The 15,461-nt window shown below is 51.4% G+C and carries 24 protein-coding genes; 17 read left to right on the top strand and 7 right to left on the bottom strand.

Annotated elements, in window-relative coordinates; translation table 11 throughout:
* Genes SOM39_RS00740 through SOM39_RS00730 form a run of 3 tightly spaced genes read right to left on the bottom strand, consistent with a single transcriptional unit; the run spans position 1 to position 1,804 of the window.
* Entirely contained in the window at positions 1 to 552 is a 552-nt protein-coding gene (locus SOM39_RS00740) for an ankyrin repeat domain-containing protein (protein WP_261996910.1), read from the bottom strand.
* Positions 549 to 1,589, bottom strand: coding sequence for an ArdC family protein (locus tag SOM39_RS00735; protein ID WP_320457194.1), 1,041 nt, complete (start codon positions 1,587 to 1,589; stop codon positions 549 to 551). Before SOM39_RS00735 ends, SOM39_RS00740 begins: the two co-directional genes overlap by 4 nt.
* On the bottom strand, positions 1,586 to 1,804 hold the full coding sequence (locus SOM39_RS00730; RefSeq protein ID WP_261996908.1) for a hypothetical protein: 219 nt from the start codon (positions 1,802 to 1,804) through the stop codon (positions 1,586 to 1,588). The genes SOM39_RS00735 and SOM39_RS00730 overlap by 4 nt, the downstream gene beginning before the upstream one ends.
* Before the next feature lie 221 nt (positions 1,805 to 2,025).
* On the opposite strand from SOM39_RS00730, the gene SOM39_RS00725 reads away from it, so the two are divergent.
* Positions 2,026 to 2,211, top strand: coding sequence for a hypothetical protein (locus tag SOM39_RS00725; protein ID WP_261996907.1), 186 nt, complete (start codon positions 2,026 to 2,028; stop codon positions 2,209 to 2,211).
* A gap of 55 nt (positions 2,212 to 2,266) precedes the next feature.
* Here SOM39_RS00725 and SOM39_RS00720 read toward each other — a convergent pair whose 3' ends face one another.
* Together SOM39_RS00720 and SOM39_RS00715 are read right to left on the bottom strand one after the other, a co-directional pair.
* A complete protein-coding gene (locus SOM39_RS00720; RefSeq protein ID WP_197649801.1) occupies positions 2,267 to 2,506 on the bottom strand; it encodes a hypothetical protein in 240 nt (79 codons plus the stop codon).
* 33 nt (positions 2,507 to 2,539) lie between these two features.
* Entirely contained in the window at positions 2,540 to 3,004 is a 465-nt protein-coding gene (locus SOM39_RS00715) for a hypothetical protein (protein WP_261996906.1), read from the bottom strand.
* Positions 3,005 to 3,582: 578 nt separating this feature from the next.
* Between SOM39_RS00715 and SOM39_RS00710 the strand changes: the two genes are divergently transcribed.
* The gene (locus tag SOM39_RS00710) at positions 3,583 to 4,467 is read left to right on the top strand and encodes a hypothetical protein (protein ID WP_320457193.1); all 885 of its coding nucleotides are present in this window, start codon (positions 3,583 to 3,585) and stop codon (positions 4,465 to 4,467) included.
* Positions 4,468 to 5,139: 672 nt separating this feature from the next.
* Here the strand turns inward: SOM39_RS00710 and SOM39_RS00705 are convergent.
* On the bottom strand, positions 5,140 to 5,286 hold the full coding sequence (locus tag SOM39_RS00705) for a hypothetical protein (protein WP_320457192.1): 147 nt from the start codon (positions 5,284 to 5,286) through the stop codon (positions 5,140 to 5,142).
* A 151-nt stretch (positions 5,287 to 5,437) separates the two neighbouring features.
* On the opposite strand from SOM39_RS00705, the gene SOM39_RS00700 reads away from it, so the two are divergent.
* The 9 genes from SOM39_RS00700 to SOM39_RS00660 all read left to right on the top strand — a co-directional run bounded on the left by SOM39_RS00700 (position 5,438) and on the right by SOM39_RS00660 (position 11,365).
* Positions 5,438 to 5,605 (top strand): hypothetical protein, encoded by a 168-nt coding sequence (locus SOM39_RS00700; protein WP_320457191.1) that lies wholly within the window; start codon positions 5,438 to 5,440, stop codon positions 5,603 to 5,605.
* Between the two features lie 8 nt (positions 5,606 to 5,613).
* Positions 5,614 to 6,192, top strand: a complete 579-nt coding sequence (locus SOM39_RS00695; protein WP_320457190.1) for a ParA family protein — start codon at positions 5,614 to 5,616, stop codon at positions 6,190 to 6,192.
* A gap of 383 nt (positions 6,193 to 6,575) precedes the next feature.
* The gene (locus tag SOM39_RS00690; RefSeq protein WP_320457189.1) at positions 6,576 to 7,088 is read left to right on the top strand and encodes a hypothetical protein; all 513 of its coding nucleotides are present in this window, start codon (positions 6,576 to 6,578) and stop codon (positions 7,086 to 7,088) included.
* Positions 7,089 to 7,097: 9 nt separating this feature from the next.
* Positions 7,098 to 8,198 carry a hypothetical protein gene (locus SOM39_RS00685; RefSeq protein WP_320457188.1) on the top strand — a complete coding sequence of 367 codons (1,101 nt, stop codon included), beginning with the start codon at positions 7,098 to 7,100 and terminating at the stop codon, positions 8,196 to 8,198.
* Positions 8,198 to 9,322, top strand: coding sequence for an ankyrin repeat domain-containing protein (locus tag SOM39_RS00680; protein WP_320457187.1), 1,125 nt, complete (start codon positions 8,198 to 8,200; stop codon positions 9,320 to 9,322). Before SOM39_RS00685 ends, SOM39_RS00680 begins: the two co-directional genes overlap by 1 nt.
* Before the next feature lie 193 nt (positions 9,323 to 9,515).
* A complete protein-coding gene (locus SOM39_RS00675) occupies positions 9,516 to 10,109 on the top strand; it encodes an ankyrin repeat domain-containing protein (protein ID WP_320457186.1) in 594 nt (197 codons plus the stop codon).
* A 344-nt stretch (positions 10,110 to 10,453) separates the two neighbouring features.
* Positions 10,454 to 10,687, top strand: a complete 234-nt coding sequence (locus SOM39_RS00670) for a hypothetical protein (RefSeq protein WP_320457185.1) — start codon at positions 10,454 to 10,456, stop codon at positions 10,685 to 10,687.
* 92 nt (positions 10,688 to 10,779) lie between these two features.
* Positions 10,780 to 10,998 carry a hypothetical protein gene (locus SOM39_RS00665; RefSeq protein WP_320457184.1) on the top strand — a complete coding sequence of 73 codons (219 nt, stop codon included), beginning with the start codon at positions 10,780 to 10,782 and terminating at the stop codon, positions 10,996 to 10,998.
* Positions 10,999 to 11,011: 13 nt separating this feature from the next.
* Complete coding sequence (locus tag SOM39_RS00660; protein WP_180845975.1) at positions 11,012 to 11,365, top strand: hypothetical protein; 354 nt, start codon at positions 11,012 to 11,014, stop codon at positions 11,363 to 11,365.
* An 85-nt stretch (positions 11,366 to 11,450) separates the two neighbouring features.
* On the opposite strand, the gene SOM39_RS00655 is transcribed toward SOM39_RS00660, so the two are convergent.
* Positions 11,451 to 11,834, bottom strand: a complete 384-nt coding sequence (locus SOM39_RS00655) for a hypothetical protein (protein ID WP_320457183.1) — start codon at positions 11,832 to 11,834, stop codon at positions 11,451 to 11,453.
* 185 nt (positions 11,835 to 12,019) lie between these two features.
* On the opposite strand from SOM39_RS00655, the gene SOM39_RS00650 reads away from it, so the two are divergent.
* The 6 genes from SOM39_RS00650 (at position 12,020) to SOM39_RS00625 (ending at position 15,458) form a co-directional block, all read left to right on the top strand.
* Positions 12,020 to 12,757: a hypothetical protein gene (locus SOM39_RS00650; RefSeq protein WP_320457182.1), complete on the top strand. Its 738-nt coding sequence runs from the start codon at positions 12,020 to 12,022 to the stop codon at positions 12,755 to 12,757.
* 267 nt (positions 12,758 to 13,024) lie between these two features.
* Positions 13,025 to 13,204 carry a hypothetical protein gene (locus tag SOM39_RS00645; protein WP_180845978.1) on the top strand — a complete coding sequence of 60 codons (180 nt, stop codon included), beginning with the start codon at positions 13,025 to 13,027 and terminating at the stop codon, positions 13,202 to 13,204.
* Between the two features lie 12 nt (positions 13,205 to 13,216).
* On the top strand, positions 13,217 to 14,041 hold the full coding sequence (locus tag SOM39_RS00640; protein ID WP_293982773.1) for an abortive infection family protein: 825 nt from the start codon (positions 13,217 to 13,219) through the stop codon (positions 14,039 to 14,041).
* A gap of 4 nt (positions 14,042 to 14,045) precedes the next feature.
* On the top strand, positions 14,046 to 14,561 hold the full coding sequence (locus SOM39_RS00635; RefSeq protein ID WP_320457181.1) for a hypothetical protein: 516 nt from the start codon (positions 14,046 to 14,048) through the stop codon (positions 14,559 to 14,561).
* Positions 14,562 to 14,736: 175 nt separating this feature from the next.
* On the top strand, positions 14,737 to 15,024 hold the full coding sequence (locus SOM39_RS00630) for a hypothetical protein (protein WP_320457180.1): 288 nt from the start codon (positions 14,737 to 14,739) through the stop codon (positions 15,022 to 15,024).
* Positions 15,021 to 15,458, top strand: coding sequence for a hypothetical protein (locus tag SOM39_RS00625; protein ID WP_320457179.1), 438 nt, complete (start codon positions 15,021 to 15,023; stop codon positions 15,456 to 15,458). Before SOM39_RS00630 ends, SOM39_RS00625 begins: the two co-directional genes overlap by 4 nt.
* The last annotated feature ends 3 nt before the right edge of the window (positions 15,459 to 15,461 follow it).

Below are 15,461 nucleotides of genomic sequence, written 5' to 3'. Positions count from 1 at the left end.
TCATCGGCGCATCGAGGTGGCGCTCGAATCGGATCCATATCGGTATTTCACCATCAAGTGCTGTGCATCGCGATCACCGCGCTCTATAGCCGCTTGCATGGGTGTGTTGCCGTAGTCATCGACAATGTCTTGCTTCGCACCAAAGCGGAGTAGGGCATCGATCACTCCGGGGTCGTCAGCGATGTGCAAGGCTGTCTGTCCAAACGTGTTGGTCGCATTGACGTCTACATGTGAGCGGATAAGGCCTCTGGCTTCGTTCCAGCGCCCGTTCGCCACGGCGTCCAACAGGGTCGTGCCGGGGAGCGTGTCATCTGGCTCTGAGGCGTAGACAAGCTGTTCTTTGTCACCCCGGATGCGGGCAATGAGTAGTGCGTGGTCGATGAGGTGATCGAACCTGGAACCGGCGCGGCTTGCATCATAGATTGCCTGGGATTCAGGGCTGAGGTTGCCAAAATCGAAGAGATTGGGGCGGGGTTCATGCCCGGGCTGTGTGTAGCACTGCCGGCTCTCTTCGCTGTCCGAATTATGGATTTGTGGCAGTCGTTCGTTCATAGCGCTACTGCCAGTTCTTCGGCTTTGCGCCGGGACTTCATGTCTTTGATCTGATCGTCGAGCAGTTCGGGTGCCAAAGGATCGATAGTTTTCGCGCCTGCCTTACGCACCGGCCGTCCTTGACGGCGCTCTTGACCCGTTAGCTGTTGCGCCTGGACATTGTTTTGCTCAAGCTCTTGATATCGCTCGATCTTCAAGAAATTGCAGATCTTCTCTGCATCCGCACACGCTCGCAGAATTTCCTTGGGATCGTTCTTGAGCACTTTGATCCATGATTTGATATAGGCCGTGTGCTGCCCTGGATCGTGCCCGATCCCCAAGCGTTCGCCGCACATAAAAGAGAAGAATTCAGCTCGCAGCTCTTCAATAGAGTAACTCTCACTACCAAACTTTCCCGATAGATCACGCCCCAACCGATTTTTATGGCCGGTGCTGTGGCCTAGCTCGTGAAGTGCTGTTGCATAGAAGCCATCTGGGCTGCTAAACGCTGCTTTCGAAGGCATGAAGATCTGATCGATGTCAGGACGGTAGTAAGCCCTATCACCGCCATTGAAGTTGAACGGAACTCCCGAATCGCTCATCAGTTGCTCGCACTTCTCATGTCGCCATTGCTCAGAAACTTGTAGCTGAGGCTTTGGATCTGGCAGTCCCTCGCATTGATCGCGGTTAAAGACTGTGAAGTAAAAGACTTGCATGCGCTTCTTTGCCGCTGGATCCTCAGCAAGTTGCTCTGCACTTGGCTCCGACGTCTTCCAGAATTGGATCGAAGTGCCTTTCTGCCCCTTGCGGACCTTGCCACCAGCTTCCCCGATCTGCTTGAACGTCAACCACTCCGCAGACTGATAGCCCCGTTCTTGCTGCGTCAAGAGCAAGTTCATGAAATTGCTGCCCCGGTAGCTACGATTGGTGACGCCGTTGTGGGGCCCTGCCGGGACTTCGCCGGGCTTCCAAGGCTTTGTCCATGGCGCTGTGTGGTTCTCCAGGCTGCGGATCACGAGATCAGCAAATTGGCGCGCGTAGTCGTCTGTCTTGCTCATGCGCCAATCCAAATGCTGCGGTGTTGCATGAGAGCCAGATCGACAAGATCGATGATCTCGAAGTCGTTGAAATGGCCTTCGGCCTCAGTCTGATCAGTTGCTACGCTGAACAGCAGGCCGTCCCCGTGCCGTTCTGCGACGAACCGCCTAAATGGCGGATAGATATCATCAGGTGTGACCGCCCTCTCTTCAAAATACAGATCTTCATCAGTCATAAATGCCTCCTCTTGAACAAGCTAAGGCAACTGACTCGTTTGGCAAGGGTTTCTAGCACAATTTATTTGGTCCAACAGGCAAATAGCTAGCGACAAAGGTCGGTCGCTGAACGCATTGCAAGCGCACGCGCTCCTCCACTGCGTTTCGGCTTTCAGTGCAATGCGTTCTTGCCGCTTCCCTACAACTCATCGCGAGCAATTGGCTCAATTGGAGCAAGATGATGAGCACTAAGTTCTTCAAAGAAGCAAACGAGCACTTCACCAGAATGTTCGGCATCAGCATCGACGAAGCCGGCTTCTCAGAAGCCGAGTTCAAGCAGCGCTACGGCGATCTTTCAGCTCTTGAAGCCGCTCACCAAATTGGTCGCGACTACGATCTTGATCGAGTTGACCTCGGCTGGAACTGAGCAACAAAAAAGCCCCGGATTTCCGGGGCTTTCATCGTCTACATCAGGGCACGCTCTACCAGAATTTTTGCAGGACAGTCTTACCTTCAAGATCGGTCTGGACGACCTTATATGTCACCTTCAAGCCTTTGACGGCAGTGTCAACAGTGTATTCAACCTTGCCGACCACTTCGCCATCGGCGCTCAGGATTGAATAATTGTCGACGTCAACGTTCCCCATAAAACCTGTCTCGCGCGAGCTGTCGAGGCGAAGCGTCTCGCCGTCCTTCAATTGCAAGTGTTCTGAAAAAGACATGGGCGTTCTTCTTGAGTGAGTGGGTCGTTATGGTCAGTCAATCGGCGGATCAAACGAAGCAAGCTTCGGTGGGATCTTGACGCCAGCTTCTTCCATACACACGAAATTGCAACCTTCCTTCTCGCTGATTGGGGCGAGACTCCGCGCGTCGTAAGCCTTGAAAAATCGCTTTGAAGGTGCCTTGTCTTCTATGACCACCAGGATCGGCCGAGACTCTCCCAGGCACACGGCAGTGATTCTTCCTACACCCAAGGGCGGGGTGATGACCTTCTGCCCGGACGTGACCTTCATCGTCACCTCTCCATCGTAGTTCCATCCGCCAACGCGGCCATCAGTTCGGTTTTGATTGACCCCTGTGTATTCGATGATGCTTGGGCCGCACAGGCCCTTGGCCGTGTTGTTGAACCTGTCGAAAGCCAAGTTCCCAAGATCCTGGGCATGGGCCGAGTGCGTAACGCTCAGCAGGAGAATTGCTGCGAATACGGTGTGTGATTTCATCCTTGATCCCATCGTCGCTCAAAGCGAGCAAGCAAATCACAACGTAGATCACTCCCGACTTCAACCCCCCTGCGCCAACGCCCCCCAGGGGGCTGGCTGTGGAACGGGCTATCGCCCATCTGGCCGAGCCAAGCGGCCCTCATTGCTCATGCGGGCGAAGCCGCAGCGCAGCTGCCAGGTGAAGCGATAGCCCCGGCTTACCCGCCGCCCCCTCGCAGGGGGCATAGGCGGAAGGGGTGACAAGTGCTGACGATCTTGCTCTTTTCTTGATCCAAAAAAAGAGCGCGACAGCGCCCTTCTTTCCTTTAGCTTTAAACCTAAGAGCCTTAAGGACGCTGGAAACCGCTGTGCCACAAGGGATTTCGGCTGTTTCGGTTCTAGATATATCGCATAAAGTTCTTGAAATATCGCAGTGATGGTTCTCGATATATCGCAGTGCGGTTCTAGCTATATCGCGCAAAGTTCTCGATATATCGCAGGAGAATTTAACCTAAGCGTTTAACAGTTTGCCGTTTGAAGTTGACAAAAGTTGATATTGGCCTATTCCTTAATTGATGTCATTTTAAGGAGATGGTTTCGTGTGTAAAGAAGATATTTATTCTAAAATTCCATTGGGGCTGGCGCGATCCGCCCTTTTTGGAACGTCTATGGCAGTGAAGAGTGAGCGCGTAGAAATTCATCTCGAAGACACCAGCTTAGCCGTTCAAAATCTACGCGCCACCAAGGTGAGCTACACAGGGCCTGTGCTCAATCAGCATCACTCTTTGCTGTGGCAGAGCATCATTTCTGCATATGTCGAGCAGAAAACCGACACCGTTGAAATCAGTGGGAACGAGTTGCTGCGAAGGATGGGTAATAAATCGACCTGCTCGCAGATGCACAGTCGCCTGGTCAACATGCTCAGAGATCTAAGAAGCGGGGAGATCAGCTATCAAACGGCAACACACGACTACATCGGAGGGTTGGTCTCTGGAGTGAAGATTGCCAGAGTCAACGTTGGGACGAGGGTTCGGAAAGGGAACATCACGATCACGATCAACAACGAATTATCCAAGCTCTTTGATGATGAAGTTCTGGTCAATGATCTGACTCGCAAAGTGTCGCTTGGGAATAATCAGCTTGTATTGTGGCTTCACGACTTCATTGCTACTCACAAAGTTGTTCCTCCAATTTCTCTTTTGGAGTTAAAACGCCTGGCGCGTTCCGGGTTCGAGTTGAAGAAATTTAAATTTGAAGTCAAGAGGGCGTTGGTAGTTTTGTCTGCCCCGAAGTGTGGACTAGTTACCGGTTTCTCGATTAATAAGCACAACGTTCTTTCTGTCAGCAAATCTCGCACCAACGTCGTCATTCTTGATCAATTCCGAGCGGCAAACGCTTCCGGTGACGCCTCAGCGTCCTCCGAAAAGAAGGGGTCAGTCTTGGCGCGTCATCAACGCGCAATGCGAGCGAAGGTCGCTCTATGACTATGAGACGGCTAAGCGTAAAGGAGAAGGCTCGATTGGTGCGGAAGCTCAAGCGGGGCGTCGAGAAGCATTCGTCCCTCGCGCGCGAGTTCGGTTTGACTAGACAACGGATTGGTCGCATCTGCATCGAAGTCGGCGCACCTAGTAGAACTGAAATACTAGAGAAGAAGCGTCTCGAAATCGCGGCGTTGCTCGTTAGAGATCCTGGGCAATGTCTCGCCCAGCTTGCGCGAGATGAGCAGGTCCCAGGCTCGCTTGTCCAGAGTGCTAGGAAGATGGTGCTCCACGAGTCTGTTTCTTTGAAAAGAGTTAAGAGACGAGCGGAAATTAAGAATTTTCTGCGCCATGCCCTCAAAAAAGGTATGACGCGGAGCGATGTTTCCTGTTTATTTCCTAACTCTCGAAAAATAGTTTCAGATGTCGCAAGAGAGATGGGTATATATCTTAGTCGATCTGGACCCTTGATCAAACGTGCTCGGAAGGAGATGCTTAAGGCCAAGCGTCGATGATTTGATTTAACAAAGGCCACTTAGAGTGGCATTTTTCTTTATCTGGATCCCATTCTTGCAAGCGACGACTCTATTGTCCGAATGCTTCCAATAGCCTTCTCTGACAAATAATCAAATCCAATCATCAAGCATGTGATGGCAATCAGCCAGGTAACAAGGCGTCTCATACAGCAGTTCCCAGAGCACTGCTGATCAAGCGGCCGATGCCAGAGAGAACCACGTAGCAGCTAAGCAAAGCAAGAACAGCCAGTGTGACCATTGAGCCTGCCGAAATTAAAAGGCTTTCGTGATTGAAGAGATATTTGAACATGTTGATCTCCTTTTGCTGATGAGGCTTTGAGTGCCTTTCATTTATTAAAAGGCTGATCGCAATTTTGTCAAGTATTTGGAGTCACAACTGTTGACAAAAGTTGGAACTGCCTTTTTCTCAAGTTAGGGAATAACCCCGACTGGAGATCAGCATGAAAATCAAATATGACATCGACACGACGATCAAGTTCTATCAAGTTCATTTAAACCAAAAAGAAGAGCGAGCATCGCGTTTAAAGAACAGAGCTAAAGATCGTAGCCGTCGAACCATGCATTGGAACCGCCAACAGGCGTCTAAAGAGCAGGCGGTGCTCTCATGAAGATATGCATGTTGAACGGCAAAGGGGGAGTAGGACGCACGACTCTCACGCTCAATCTCGCTCATTGCTTGCAGTGCACCTACCCAAGTTCCAGCGTCTATGTCGCCGACCTAGATGCCCAGGGCTCATCGTTGGCCTGGGCAAGGCTGGCCGGGGAGACGCCCTTCACCGTAGGTGTCGTGAAGTCACGGGCACAGCACGACTTCCATATCTTCGACACCGCCCCAAAGCTTCCTGAGAATGGTCTCCTGCCCGACGCTGACGTCTACATCATCCCGACCTTGCTCGATGCAGTGAGCTTTGTCGTGTTCTTGAAAACGATGGAGCTCGTGCGCAAGAAAAGCTTGCCTTACATCATTGCGGCCAACCGTTTCAATCCGGACCGATCAGAGCATCGCCAGCGCTTCGCACAGCTTCCGCCCGGGGCATTGATCGTGAGGGATCGGGCCATCTTTGCTTCCTCATATGGTTACGGTGAGACGGTCTTTAATCGTGTTGGGGTGAGAGCCAGCCACGCTCAGCAGGACATCAAAGCGATTGCGCGTGCAGTGAGAGGCTTTGACAGCCGAGCCTGGGCGGATCTATGAGGAAGGTTCCAGACCTCGACACTGCCCTGGATGTCATCCACAAGCCCCGACATCGCAGCAAGAAGCGGGTCAACGTCGAGCTCAGGTCTGCACCGGAGCCAGGGCATCACGAGTGCCGGCAGTCCTACTTTGACCTAGAAGACCGGCCTAGAGAGGGGAGGGAAGCCCTTTTGCAGCTCCATCGCACAGCCCGGCTCCGCGATTACCGCACTCCTGAAGGCGTTCGCACCAACCGTTCAATGATCACTGTGCCGCCGCGCCTCAGAGACACGATTCAGGAGCTGCTGGATGACCCTGGGGAGCCTTGGACCACCGGCCTGATAGCCCTCGCGGAATATGGGGGAAAGTGCTCAGGAGCGAGCGGAAGGTCTTGAAGGTCACTCGTGCTCGATCAGCGGGTGACGCAGGTGAGTAGCTCAACAGAAGAGCAGTTCATCGAAGCCGCCAGAACGGGTGACCTGGTCACGTTGCGTGCGCTGCTGGCCCAGGTTGACCCAAAGGCTCAGCGCTCGAAAGCCCTGGCGGTCGCAGCAATGAACGCTCGACTCCAAGCCGCTCTGGTGCTCTATCCGCTGTCTGACCCCGAGGCCATTGAGCACTGGTGTCATCTACGGCAAGGCACAGACCCTGAGTTGATCCTACGAATGGTCGAGTGGGCAAGGGCAGGGAGCGTCGGGCCAGGCAGCCCAAGCGAATACAGCAGGGCCATGGCGATTGCTGCGGAGGAGGAGCACGAGGGCCTGATGGGGCTTCTCTATCTGCACTGCTGCCCTGCAGAAGCAGTCAGCTATTGCCAGGAGAGGGCTTGGTTTGCGGCATCCAGGCGGTTAGAAGCCTACTTCTTAGACCGGGCGACACCAGTTCCAAATGCGCGTGCTGTTGGCCGGAGGTTGTGAGGACAGTCTTTGCTCTCCTGGTTATTTGTTGAAGTTTTTATATTAAGGGGTATTGACAAAAATGCGATTGGCCTTTTACTGAAAAAACACACTCACCAGGAGAAGGCTATGGGATTTGATGAAAAGGAGTTGATTGAAGATTACGAGCTAAACGATTTTATCGAAATCATCGATGAATTAAAGCTGAAAAGAGATGAATTTGGAAAGCTCTACAATTTAAGCGCCTCGTTAGATCACAGCAAGTTTGTCTATTTGCACGAGAACTATGAGGTCACAGAGGATGAGGTGTCAGAAGCTATGGATGCGGCAGTCTATGGGATGGATTCCGAGACATTTGCGTATCTGTTGAAAGAGCGGGATTGGGCGGATTCATACTTGGAGCGGCTGATGAAAGATTTTTCATCGGATGGTGATTCTGAAAGAATTGAAATATTATGTAAAGCGCATCCAATTCTTGAGGCCGAGATAGATGTTGAGGAAGTCTTTAATAATAAGTGTGGCTTTTCTCAAGAATTCTACGATGCGCGATCAAAAGTGTTTCTGGATGAATTGTTGGGCATGCATCTGGATTATAACAGTGAGGAGGTTCGCGCGGATGTGGGTTCAATTATCGAAGCGTTTGAAAAAAAAGATTGGGCTCCAAATGTTGATCCGACGGGAATACGTCACGCGTTTGAATTCGACGAGAGCTACTTGGCAGGATGGTTGCTTTCCTACGCAAATGTGGAGGAAAAGGGTGATGTAATTTTCGAGTTTTCTGAATACAATGCTGATGACGACCAGGAAGATGTTATGGCCTGGGTTGAGGAGGTGGCTGGCTCCGATGATAGGTTAAAAGTGCTTTATGGATTTTTGACAAATCAATGGGATCTTGTCGAAGAGAATATGCGGCCCAACTCGGATTGCAGCTTTTTCAAGTTATACATGACAGCTGAGCAATTTGAAAAAGCTGAGGGACTTATGCAGGGTGTGTTGGCAAAGCAAGCGAGGGAAGAGCTCGATTCAACAACACTTCAAATGCCACCGGATTTCCGAGAATGCGTTAATCAAGCTAGGTCTGACAGCTTGGGCACGGCGACAGTTCAAAGAGCCCAGGCCAGGAGGCTCTGATGAGCCTGCCTATAACGAATGAGCGCCTGCTGATTGAAGCCGTGGCAGAAGGGCGAGCCGACGACGTTCGACGGCTCCTTCCGATATCAGAGGCGCGAGCGGGCCACTCCGCAGCGCTTCGTTGCGCAGTGGCCACCCAAAGAACTGAAATCATCCAGTTGCTTATTCCTTATTCGGATGCCAAAGCAGACAACTCTTACGTGCTGCGACAAGCCGTAGAGATAGGTCGCATAGATGTGGTTGAGATGCTTCTTCCATACGCTGACCCCAAGGCTCTGAATTCGGAAGCTCTGCGCTATGCAGCTGAACATGGAGACGTCGACATGGTCGAGCTGCTACTGCCAGTCTCGGACCCATTGGCAGATCGCTGCTGTGCATTGTGGGCCGCTGCGGAGCACGGTCATAGCAAAATCGTCGAGATGTTGATCCCTATGTCAGAGCCTCAGCCTGCTCGGTCATCTGCGCTTTGCTCAGCGGCAATAAATGGACACAGAGAGATCGTTGAACTGCTCATTCCCGTATCAGATCCAAAAGCCGATGATTCTTACGCGCTATGTCAGGCTGCAAAAAATGGGCATAGAGAGATCGTTGAATTACTTATCCCCGTATCAGATCCGAAAGCCGACTACTCAAGGGCATTGAGATATGCGGTCGAGTGCGGGCACACGAGTGTCGTTGAAATTCTTATTGCAGTGTCAGAGCCAAACGTCAGGGGGGCATTTGTATTGCAAGTCGCGGCTGAGAATGGATGGATGGATATCATTGATCTCCTTATCCCAGTTTGTGATCCAAAGGCAAAGAACTCAATGGCGCTGAGATGCGCGGTTTACGCGGGTAATTTGAAAGTTGTAGAAAGACTACTTCCCTTTTCGGATGCCAAGGCCGAGGGGTCATACGCATTAGGCCTCGCTTTAGAGTGCGGTCAACTCGAGATTGCGGAGATCCTTCTTGGTCATACAGATAGAGATGTCGTATATGAAAAGCTCACAGTAAACGGCGCTCGTGCGTTGAGTGCTCTGGAGGCCTCTATCCTTAAACGGGAGCTTGCCGATACGACGGCAGAAGCGGGTGTCGCTGATAAAGACCTATCAGCGCCTGCACAACCTGCTGTTCGACGAATCTGATGCACCTACCCAAGTTCAAGATAGAACCCCTTCGCCGGGGCTTTTTTGTGTCTGCCATCCGTCGCCTTGCGCTGCGCCCCAGGTGCTGGCGGTCGGGTAAGCGCCAATCCTCTGAGTTAGAGACACTGATTAGATCCTGAAAGCTTGGCGAATGTTCGATCTGCCTTTTACTTGAGAAAAAGGGGGGGTAGCTATGACTAATGAAGAGCATTTGGCCTTGGCATCCAGATCGGGTCACATTGAAAGTGTTCGGAGTCTTATTTCCGTAACTGATCCTAAGGCGGATGATTCACAAGCTTTGCGCTGGGCGGCACGTAGCGGAAATAAGGAGATCGTTGAAATTCTTATTCCTGTATCAGATCCGAAAGCGAATGAATCAGGAGCACTCCTAGAGGCCGCGCGGTGGGGTTATAAAGAAATCGTTGAAATGCTCATCCCGTTTTCAGACCCAATGTCCACATGCTCCGGTGCGTTGAGGGCAGCTGCTGAAAACGGGCACAAGAACATTGTTGAAATTCTTATTCCTGTATCAGATCCGAAAGCGAATGAATCAGGAGCACTTCGAGAGGCCGCGCGGTGGGGTTATAAGGAAATCGTTGAAATGCTGCTTCCTTTCTCAGATCCAAAAGAAAATGATTCGGAAGCACTAAGATATGCCGCAGGGGCGGGCTATGAGGAAATTGTTGAATTGCTAGCCCCCGTTTCTGATATTGAGCTCGCGATCAATGGATTGAGATCTAGTGAAGATGCTCAAATATTGATAAGAGGCACGGTGGCGAAAATTTAATCATTTAGATCAAGAGTGGAGCTTGATGCAACAACACTTCGAATGTCACCAACATTTCGAGAATGTGTTGATTAAGCCAGGTCTAGCAGCCGGGAAAAGATGGCGACTCAAAGAGCCCAAGCTCGAAGGCTCTGATGCACCTACCCAAGTTCAAGATAGAGCCCCTTAGTCGGGGCTTTTTTTTTGCCTGCACTGACTCCCTTGTGCAGGACTCCCCCAGGGGCTGGCCCCAATTGAGGCAAGCCCCAGCCCGCCTAGTTTAAGACGCTAATTTGAGCTTAAAGGCTTGACAAAAGTTTGATCTGCCTTTTGCTTAAGTCATCCACTCAAATTAAGGAGATCACATGAAAATCAACGCAATTCAAAGACTCATCTGCAAAGCTCGTGAGGCCGGAGTTATTTCGATTAAAGAGGGGGTCTTTCTTTCAACAGGAAAGAGGATCAAGGGGGAATTGCTTATTTGGGATGAGGCCGCGTCTATCCATGTTCTAGACGACGATCTCTGGATCTATACAGAAGGAGGGATGTATATGCCATTGGGGCAAAAGCCCGAGCGAGAGCTCAACTGCTATGTGTAAAAAAAGACCGCCGAAAGGCGGTTTTTTTACAACTGCGTCTATTGACAAAAATGCGATCTGCCTTTTACTTAAATTATCAAGGGAGATCACTCATGAATACTCAAATTAAACTCAAAGACATCACGACCCCCGAACATCTTAGAGAGCGGATTGGCAAAGACGGTTTAGGATTTCCCAAGCTTTCACTGGGGATCTATTGGAAGCGCTTCAAAGGGTTGATGACGACCAACCGGACCAGTGACGAGCAAGTTGAGACTCGTGTTGAGTTCTGCTGCTTTGACGGCACCAAATCCGTCCGCCGATTCGTCTAACCGAGGAGACCAAATGAATGCTTATATCTCAGATGTCCAAGTTTGCCTTGCAGCTAAAGAGAGCTTTGGTCTTTGCTCTCCAGCTGAATTCCTTCACCAATTAACGGGCTATGCTCAGTCTGATTTTGATCATGCTTTTGACAGAGCGGCACGCAAGGGCCTAGTCAACGTCTACGGACGAGACACGGTTCTGATTTCGGGCAAAGGCTCACTTTTCTTGCAGAGCCAAGCCATCGAGGATCATAAATGGCGTGCTGTTGAACGGGTCAAGCAAAGGCTGGTAGAGAGAGAAGAGCGTCGGCGTTGGGAAGTCCAGCAGCTCATCAAATCAAAGATGGACTTCGCTCGAGAGCTTCGAGCGGCTTGACCAGGATCATGGGCCGCTGGCCCACCGCGCCTTGGGTGCTTCGCACGCGATCAATGATCGCCCCAGACGGGCCCGAGTCGCTTGCTCACGAACCAGGCCTCTTCCGCTCAATGGCATCCCATCGATCTGCTGCCGCACGGTAGATGAAGCCTAAGGCAGGAAACGTCAGCAGCATTGCTGCCGCAACCGCGAAGTAGGATCTAAGTGGCTGCACATCTCCGTCTTCGTCTGTCCAGCCCCAATCGTCCGGCATCCAGAAGAGTGCGCTCTGGGTGCCTCCATATATCATGATCGCAAGTCCCAGCCACGCCAGGCCAAAGTAGGTCCACTTTAGGGGTGACATGCCCGACTGGATGTGGGCGCGGCGAACGAACGCTTGTGGCTGGAAGTAGGCACTCCAAACGTAGTGGATCAAGGCAATAAGCGAAGCGGTGCTGACAGCACCCGCGATCATTGTAATGACAGACATCTGCCCTCCTGGGCGGACTGAATTAGGTGCGTAGATCACTCATTGCATGTGCAGCAGTCTACCGCCGTGAGCGCTCATTGCGATGCCACCTATGGCGAGCGAATTCTTGAGAGAAAGCGCTAAAAACCATTGCTAAAGAATAGTTTTGCGTTTTAATGAGGTTGTTCAAATAATTAGGAGATCTCATGTTTTTATATCACTGCACTGACAATGAAAATCTTTGCAAAATTCCATTAGATGATTTTACGAAGGATAACGTCATTCGTGGACTGTGCTTTTCTGATAACGCTCTAGATCACTTTGGTGACGTAATGTATCGAATAGAGCTTAAAGATGAGTGGAATATGCTCACTACCGATATGCTTCATAACCTGGATGAATCACCAACCAATTCTATTGACTACATGTCTGACAGGCATGGAAACCCGTTAATTGTTAGAGAGGAAGATATTAGGTCTGCGTTCGAAAAAGCCTGCCTTGAATTCGATTACGATAAAGAACAGTGGGAAAACCTGTGGACATGCGCGATTGAGTTTGACGACTGTAGTGGCAACGATGAGCTTATTGAATATGCCAATGGAGAAGATCCAGCCTGGGATTTGCAGAGCATACGCGGCCGAACCGCCTATCATCTTGGTCTGGCCGGAGCTGTGATTTCAGATGAGAACGGAACTTCATACATCATCTCAGATAGCAGCCTTCGGCTTGATCGAGTCGAATACGATGACGAGAACATGGAGGATGGGTGGTGTGTCGTGGAAAGGTGCTCCCATACCAAAGGCGCTGATGAGTCTACGTTGACCCAAAAAGAGTTCCAGACAAACTCAGTGGAAATTCCCCCGAGCTTCAAGGAATGCGTTGCAAGCCGGCATAGTCTTGGTCCGGCATCTGTAACGCGAGTTACCAGTTCCCGTCGTCTTTGAGCTAGCGCACACGGCGCATCGGCCCAGTGTCAGATTTTTCTGACACCCCTCGTCTTCACGTAGCGCTTACAATGCGGTTGTCGTCAAGGGAACAGGGGAAGTTCGTGCGCCCATCGTGTCGTCTATCGGCAGGTGTTCCAGATGCCACACTCTAAAATTCGCAGGCGAACGCGGGTCGTGCACGGGCTAGCTCTTCTGTGCTTGGGGCCTCTCGTGTCTTGGCTCGCCTTCGGGCTACTTGTGGAGTTCCAGGAGTCGCCAAGTTCAGTGAGCACGATTCCGTCAACTTGGGGCTACTACCTCGGGATCACGGCGATCCCGATGATCTTGGGGTTGATTCTTGTCGCATTTGTGCGCCCAGCATATGGATGGCTGATCTATGCGCTCGGCGCTGCATTTATGCTCTACGGACAGGCTGCATTGTCGGCCATGCCAACTCCTTACTGACCGGACCAAGCCATGCTGAAAGAGTTCCCCAAGCCGTTGGCTGCCACCATTGGTGATGTCGTTGGCTCCTACTACTACAGTCACCGACGCTTGGAGACGATGCTCTACGAAGCAGGCGCTTCTGGCGATGTTCCTGAGGGAAATTGCGTTGACAAGGTTCAAAATTGGCTTGTGAGAGAAGGGAAGGAGGATGTCTCTAAGGCCTTCACGATCCTTGGCAAGCTCATTGAAACGCTGATGGATGGTGAGGTCTCGACCTGGGATCCCGACAAAGAGCTCACCGCTCGCAAGCGAATCAACGAAATTCTTGCTCGCTATCAACTGTCCTATGGATTTGGCGGCCGCATTCTGGGCGCTCACTCTGTCACTGCTCCAAGCAAGGCCTTCGGCGAGGCTTTGAAGGACTTCTCAGTTGCAGAAGTGGAAGAGGAATTTGAGCGAGCGGTTAGGTTCATCGATAGTGATCCGGCTGCTGCTGTGACGGCAGCATGCGCAATCGTTGAAGCTCTTTGCAAACACTACATCGCCACTGAGCGCCTGGACCTACCCACGAGTCAGACAGTGAAGCCCCTGTGGGTTGTCGTTGCTAAGCATTTGAAGCTGTCGCCTGAGCAGCTGGAAGACGATGACTTGAAGCGTGTGCTGTCGGGGCTAAGTTCCATCATTGATGGCCTCGGTGCTTATCGAACGCATGCGGGCAGTGCCCACGGCCAGCACAAACGCGCCTACAAGGTCGCTCCAAGGCACGCCCGTCTTGTTGTCCACTCAGCTCATTCTTTGTGCCTGTTTGTGGTGGAAACTTGGCAGGCCCGGAAAGCCCTGGCCAAGGGGAGATAGGGACATGATCGAACCAGACCGAAAAGCAGTATTAGCGGCGTTGCCCGAGCTCAGCTCAGTCATCCTAAGCCCCAGTTTTGCAGTGCTGACGACAGATCACGAGTGCTGGACATGCGTGGCAGCGACATCGGTCAGCGCTCTTTGGGTGCCAAGCTTCGTTGAGCGCTTCGATGACGGCGAAGAGCTTTCCGTCGCAGACGCAGCCGTTCTCAGATTTGTGGAGTCGATCAACCTTCCAGCCGCGCAGCACATCTCAGCAGCTGCGCCCTGGATGCTTATGGCGACGACAAAGGGATCGGGCACGCGCTATCTGGTCAACCGTTGCCAAGCGTGCGGCGCTATCCAGGGCGACTTCCACCTGTTCGGGGTCGATGGTCCGTTTGGGATCGTCACTTTGGAGGAGCAGGGGACAGAGCACATCAGCGTGCGCTATGTCGATTGCGCGATTGAAGCTGTGGCCGGTATTGCGCAATCAACGTGGATAGATCAAATCTCTGCGAGAACTTTGCAGCCACATTAGTTTTTCAGCCATCCAGCCGAACTGATAGCCTCGCTTTTGCGGGGCTTTTTTATGCTCGGCGGCTGATGCTGAACAGGCATTTATGGAAAGGGACAGTGTTCACGTGGAGGTTTTTTAATGCAATGCATATCTTTGTTTCCGAAGCTTAGCAGCCCGCTAAGTATCGGAGATAAAAATGAGTTTTATTGATTTGACTGAGTTGCAGTCCGCAGATTTCAGTGTCCTGATGCAACACGATCTGGCGCATCTCATTCAGCGCTTTCTTCCTTTGGATGTTGAAATTGAAGATGCTTATCGCGAAATCATGCGCCATGCCAAATTGGCCATTTGCATGATGGCGTTCCGCACTCGAGAAATTTCCGATGTCATCATTGGGGTTGATCTTTTTGGTCACTCTATTTGTGTTGGAGTTCACCTCTCCGGTGGTGGAATCATCTTGGATGTCGCGGAGGACGCTCAATGAGTATTTATTTTGAGTGCGTTCTTGAAGATGCATGTCGCTGCGATGAATTTATCGAATATTGGTTGGAAGAAGAAGATGAGTCGGCGAGGGCCGAAATCCTTGGATTTGCAGCAATCTATTCAAAGAAGAGCCTGTTCGAACGTTTCTTTGACTGCCAGGAAATCTCGGCAGACCTTCTTGCTCAGGCTCTTCATGTCACTAGTCGTCATGGGAAAAGATCCAGCAATCGAATTGTGCGTCTGGCTCGGAACAGAGGGTTGCTCGTAGGGCACGGCGCGTATTTGCTCTCGCGCAATAGTCGAACGATGTTTGAGCGCGCATACAATTATCGATCAATTTCGGATCGTCACCTGAAAATGCTTTACGACAATTCTGATCTTGCTGAACTCTCTCGATGCGAGAATCTGATGGGGTTCTGTGACCTAAATGAGTGAGAG

It is taken from the genome of Stenotrophomonas sp. CFBP8994 (assembly GCF_034044835.1).
GTDB lineage: Bacteria > Pseudomonadota > Gammaproteobacteria > Xanthomonadales > Xanthomonadaceae > Stenotrophomonas > Stenotrophomonas rhizophila_A.
This window is presented reverse-complemented; position numbering and strand designations above follow the sequence as displayed.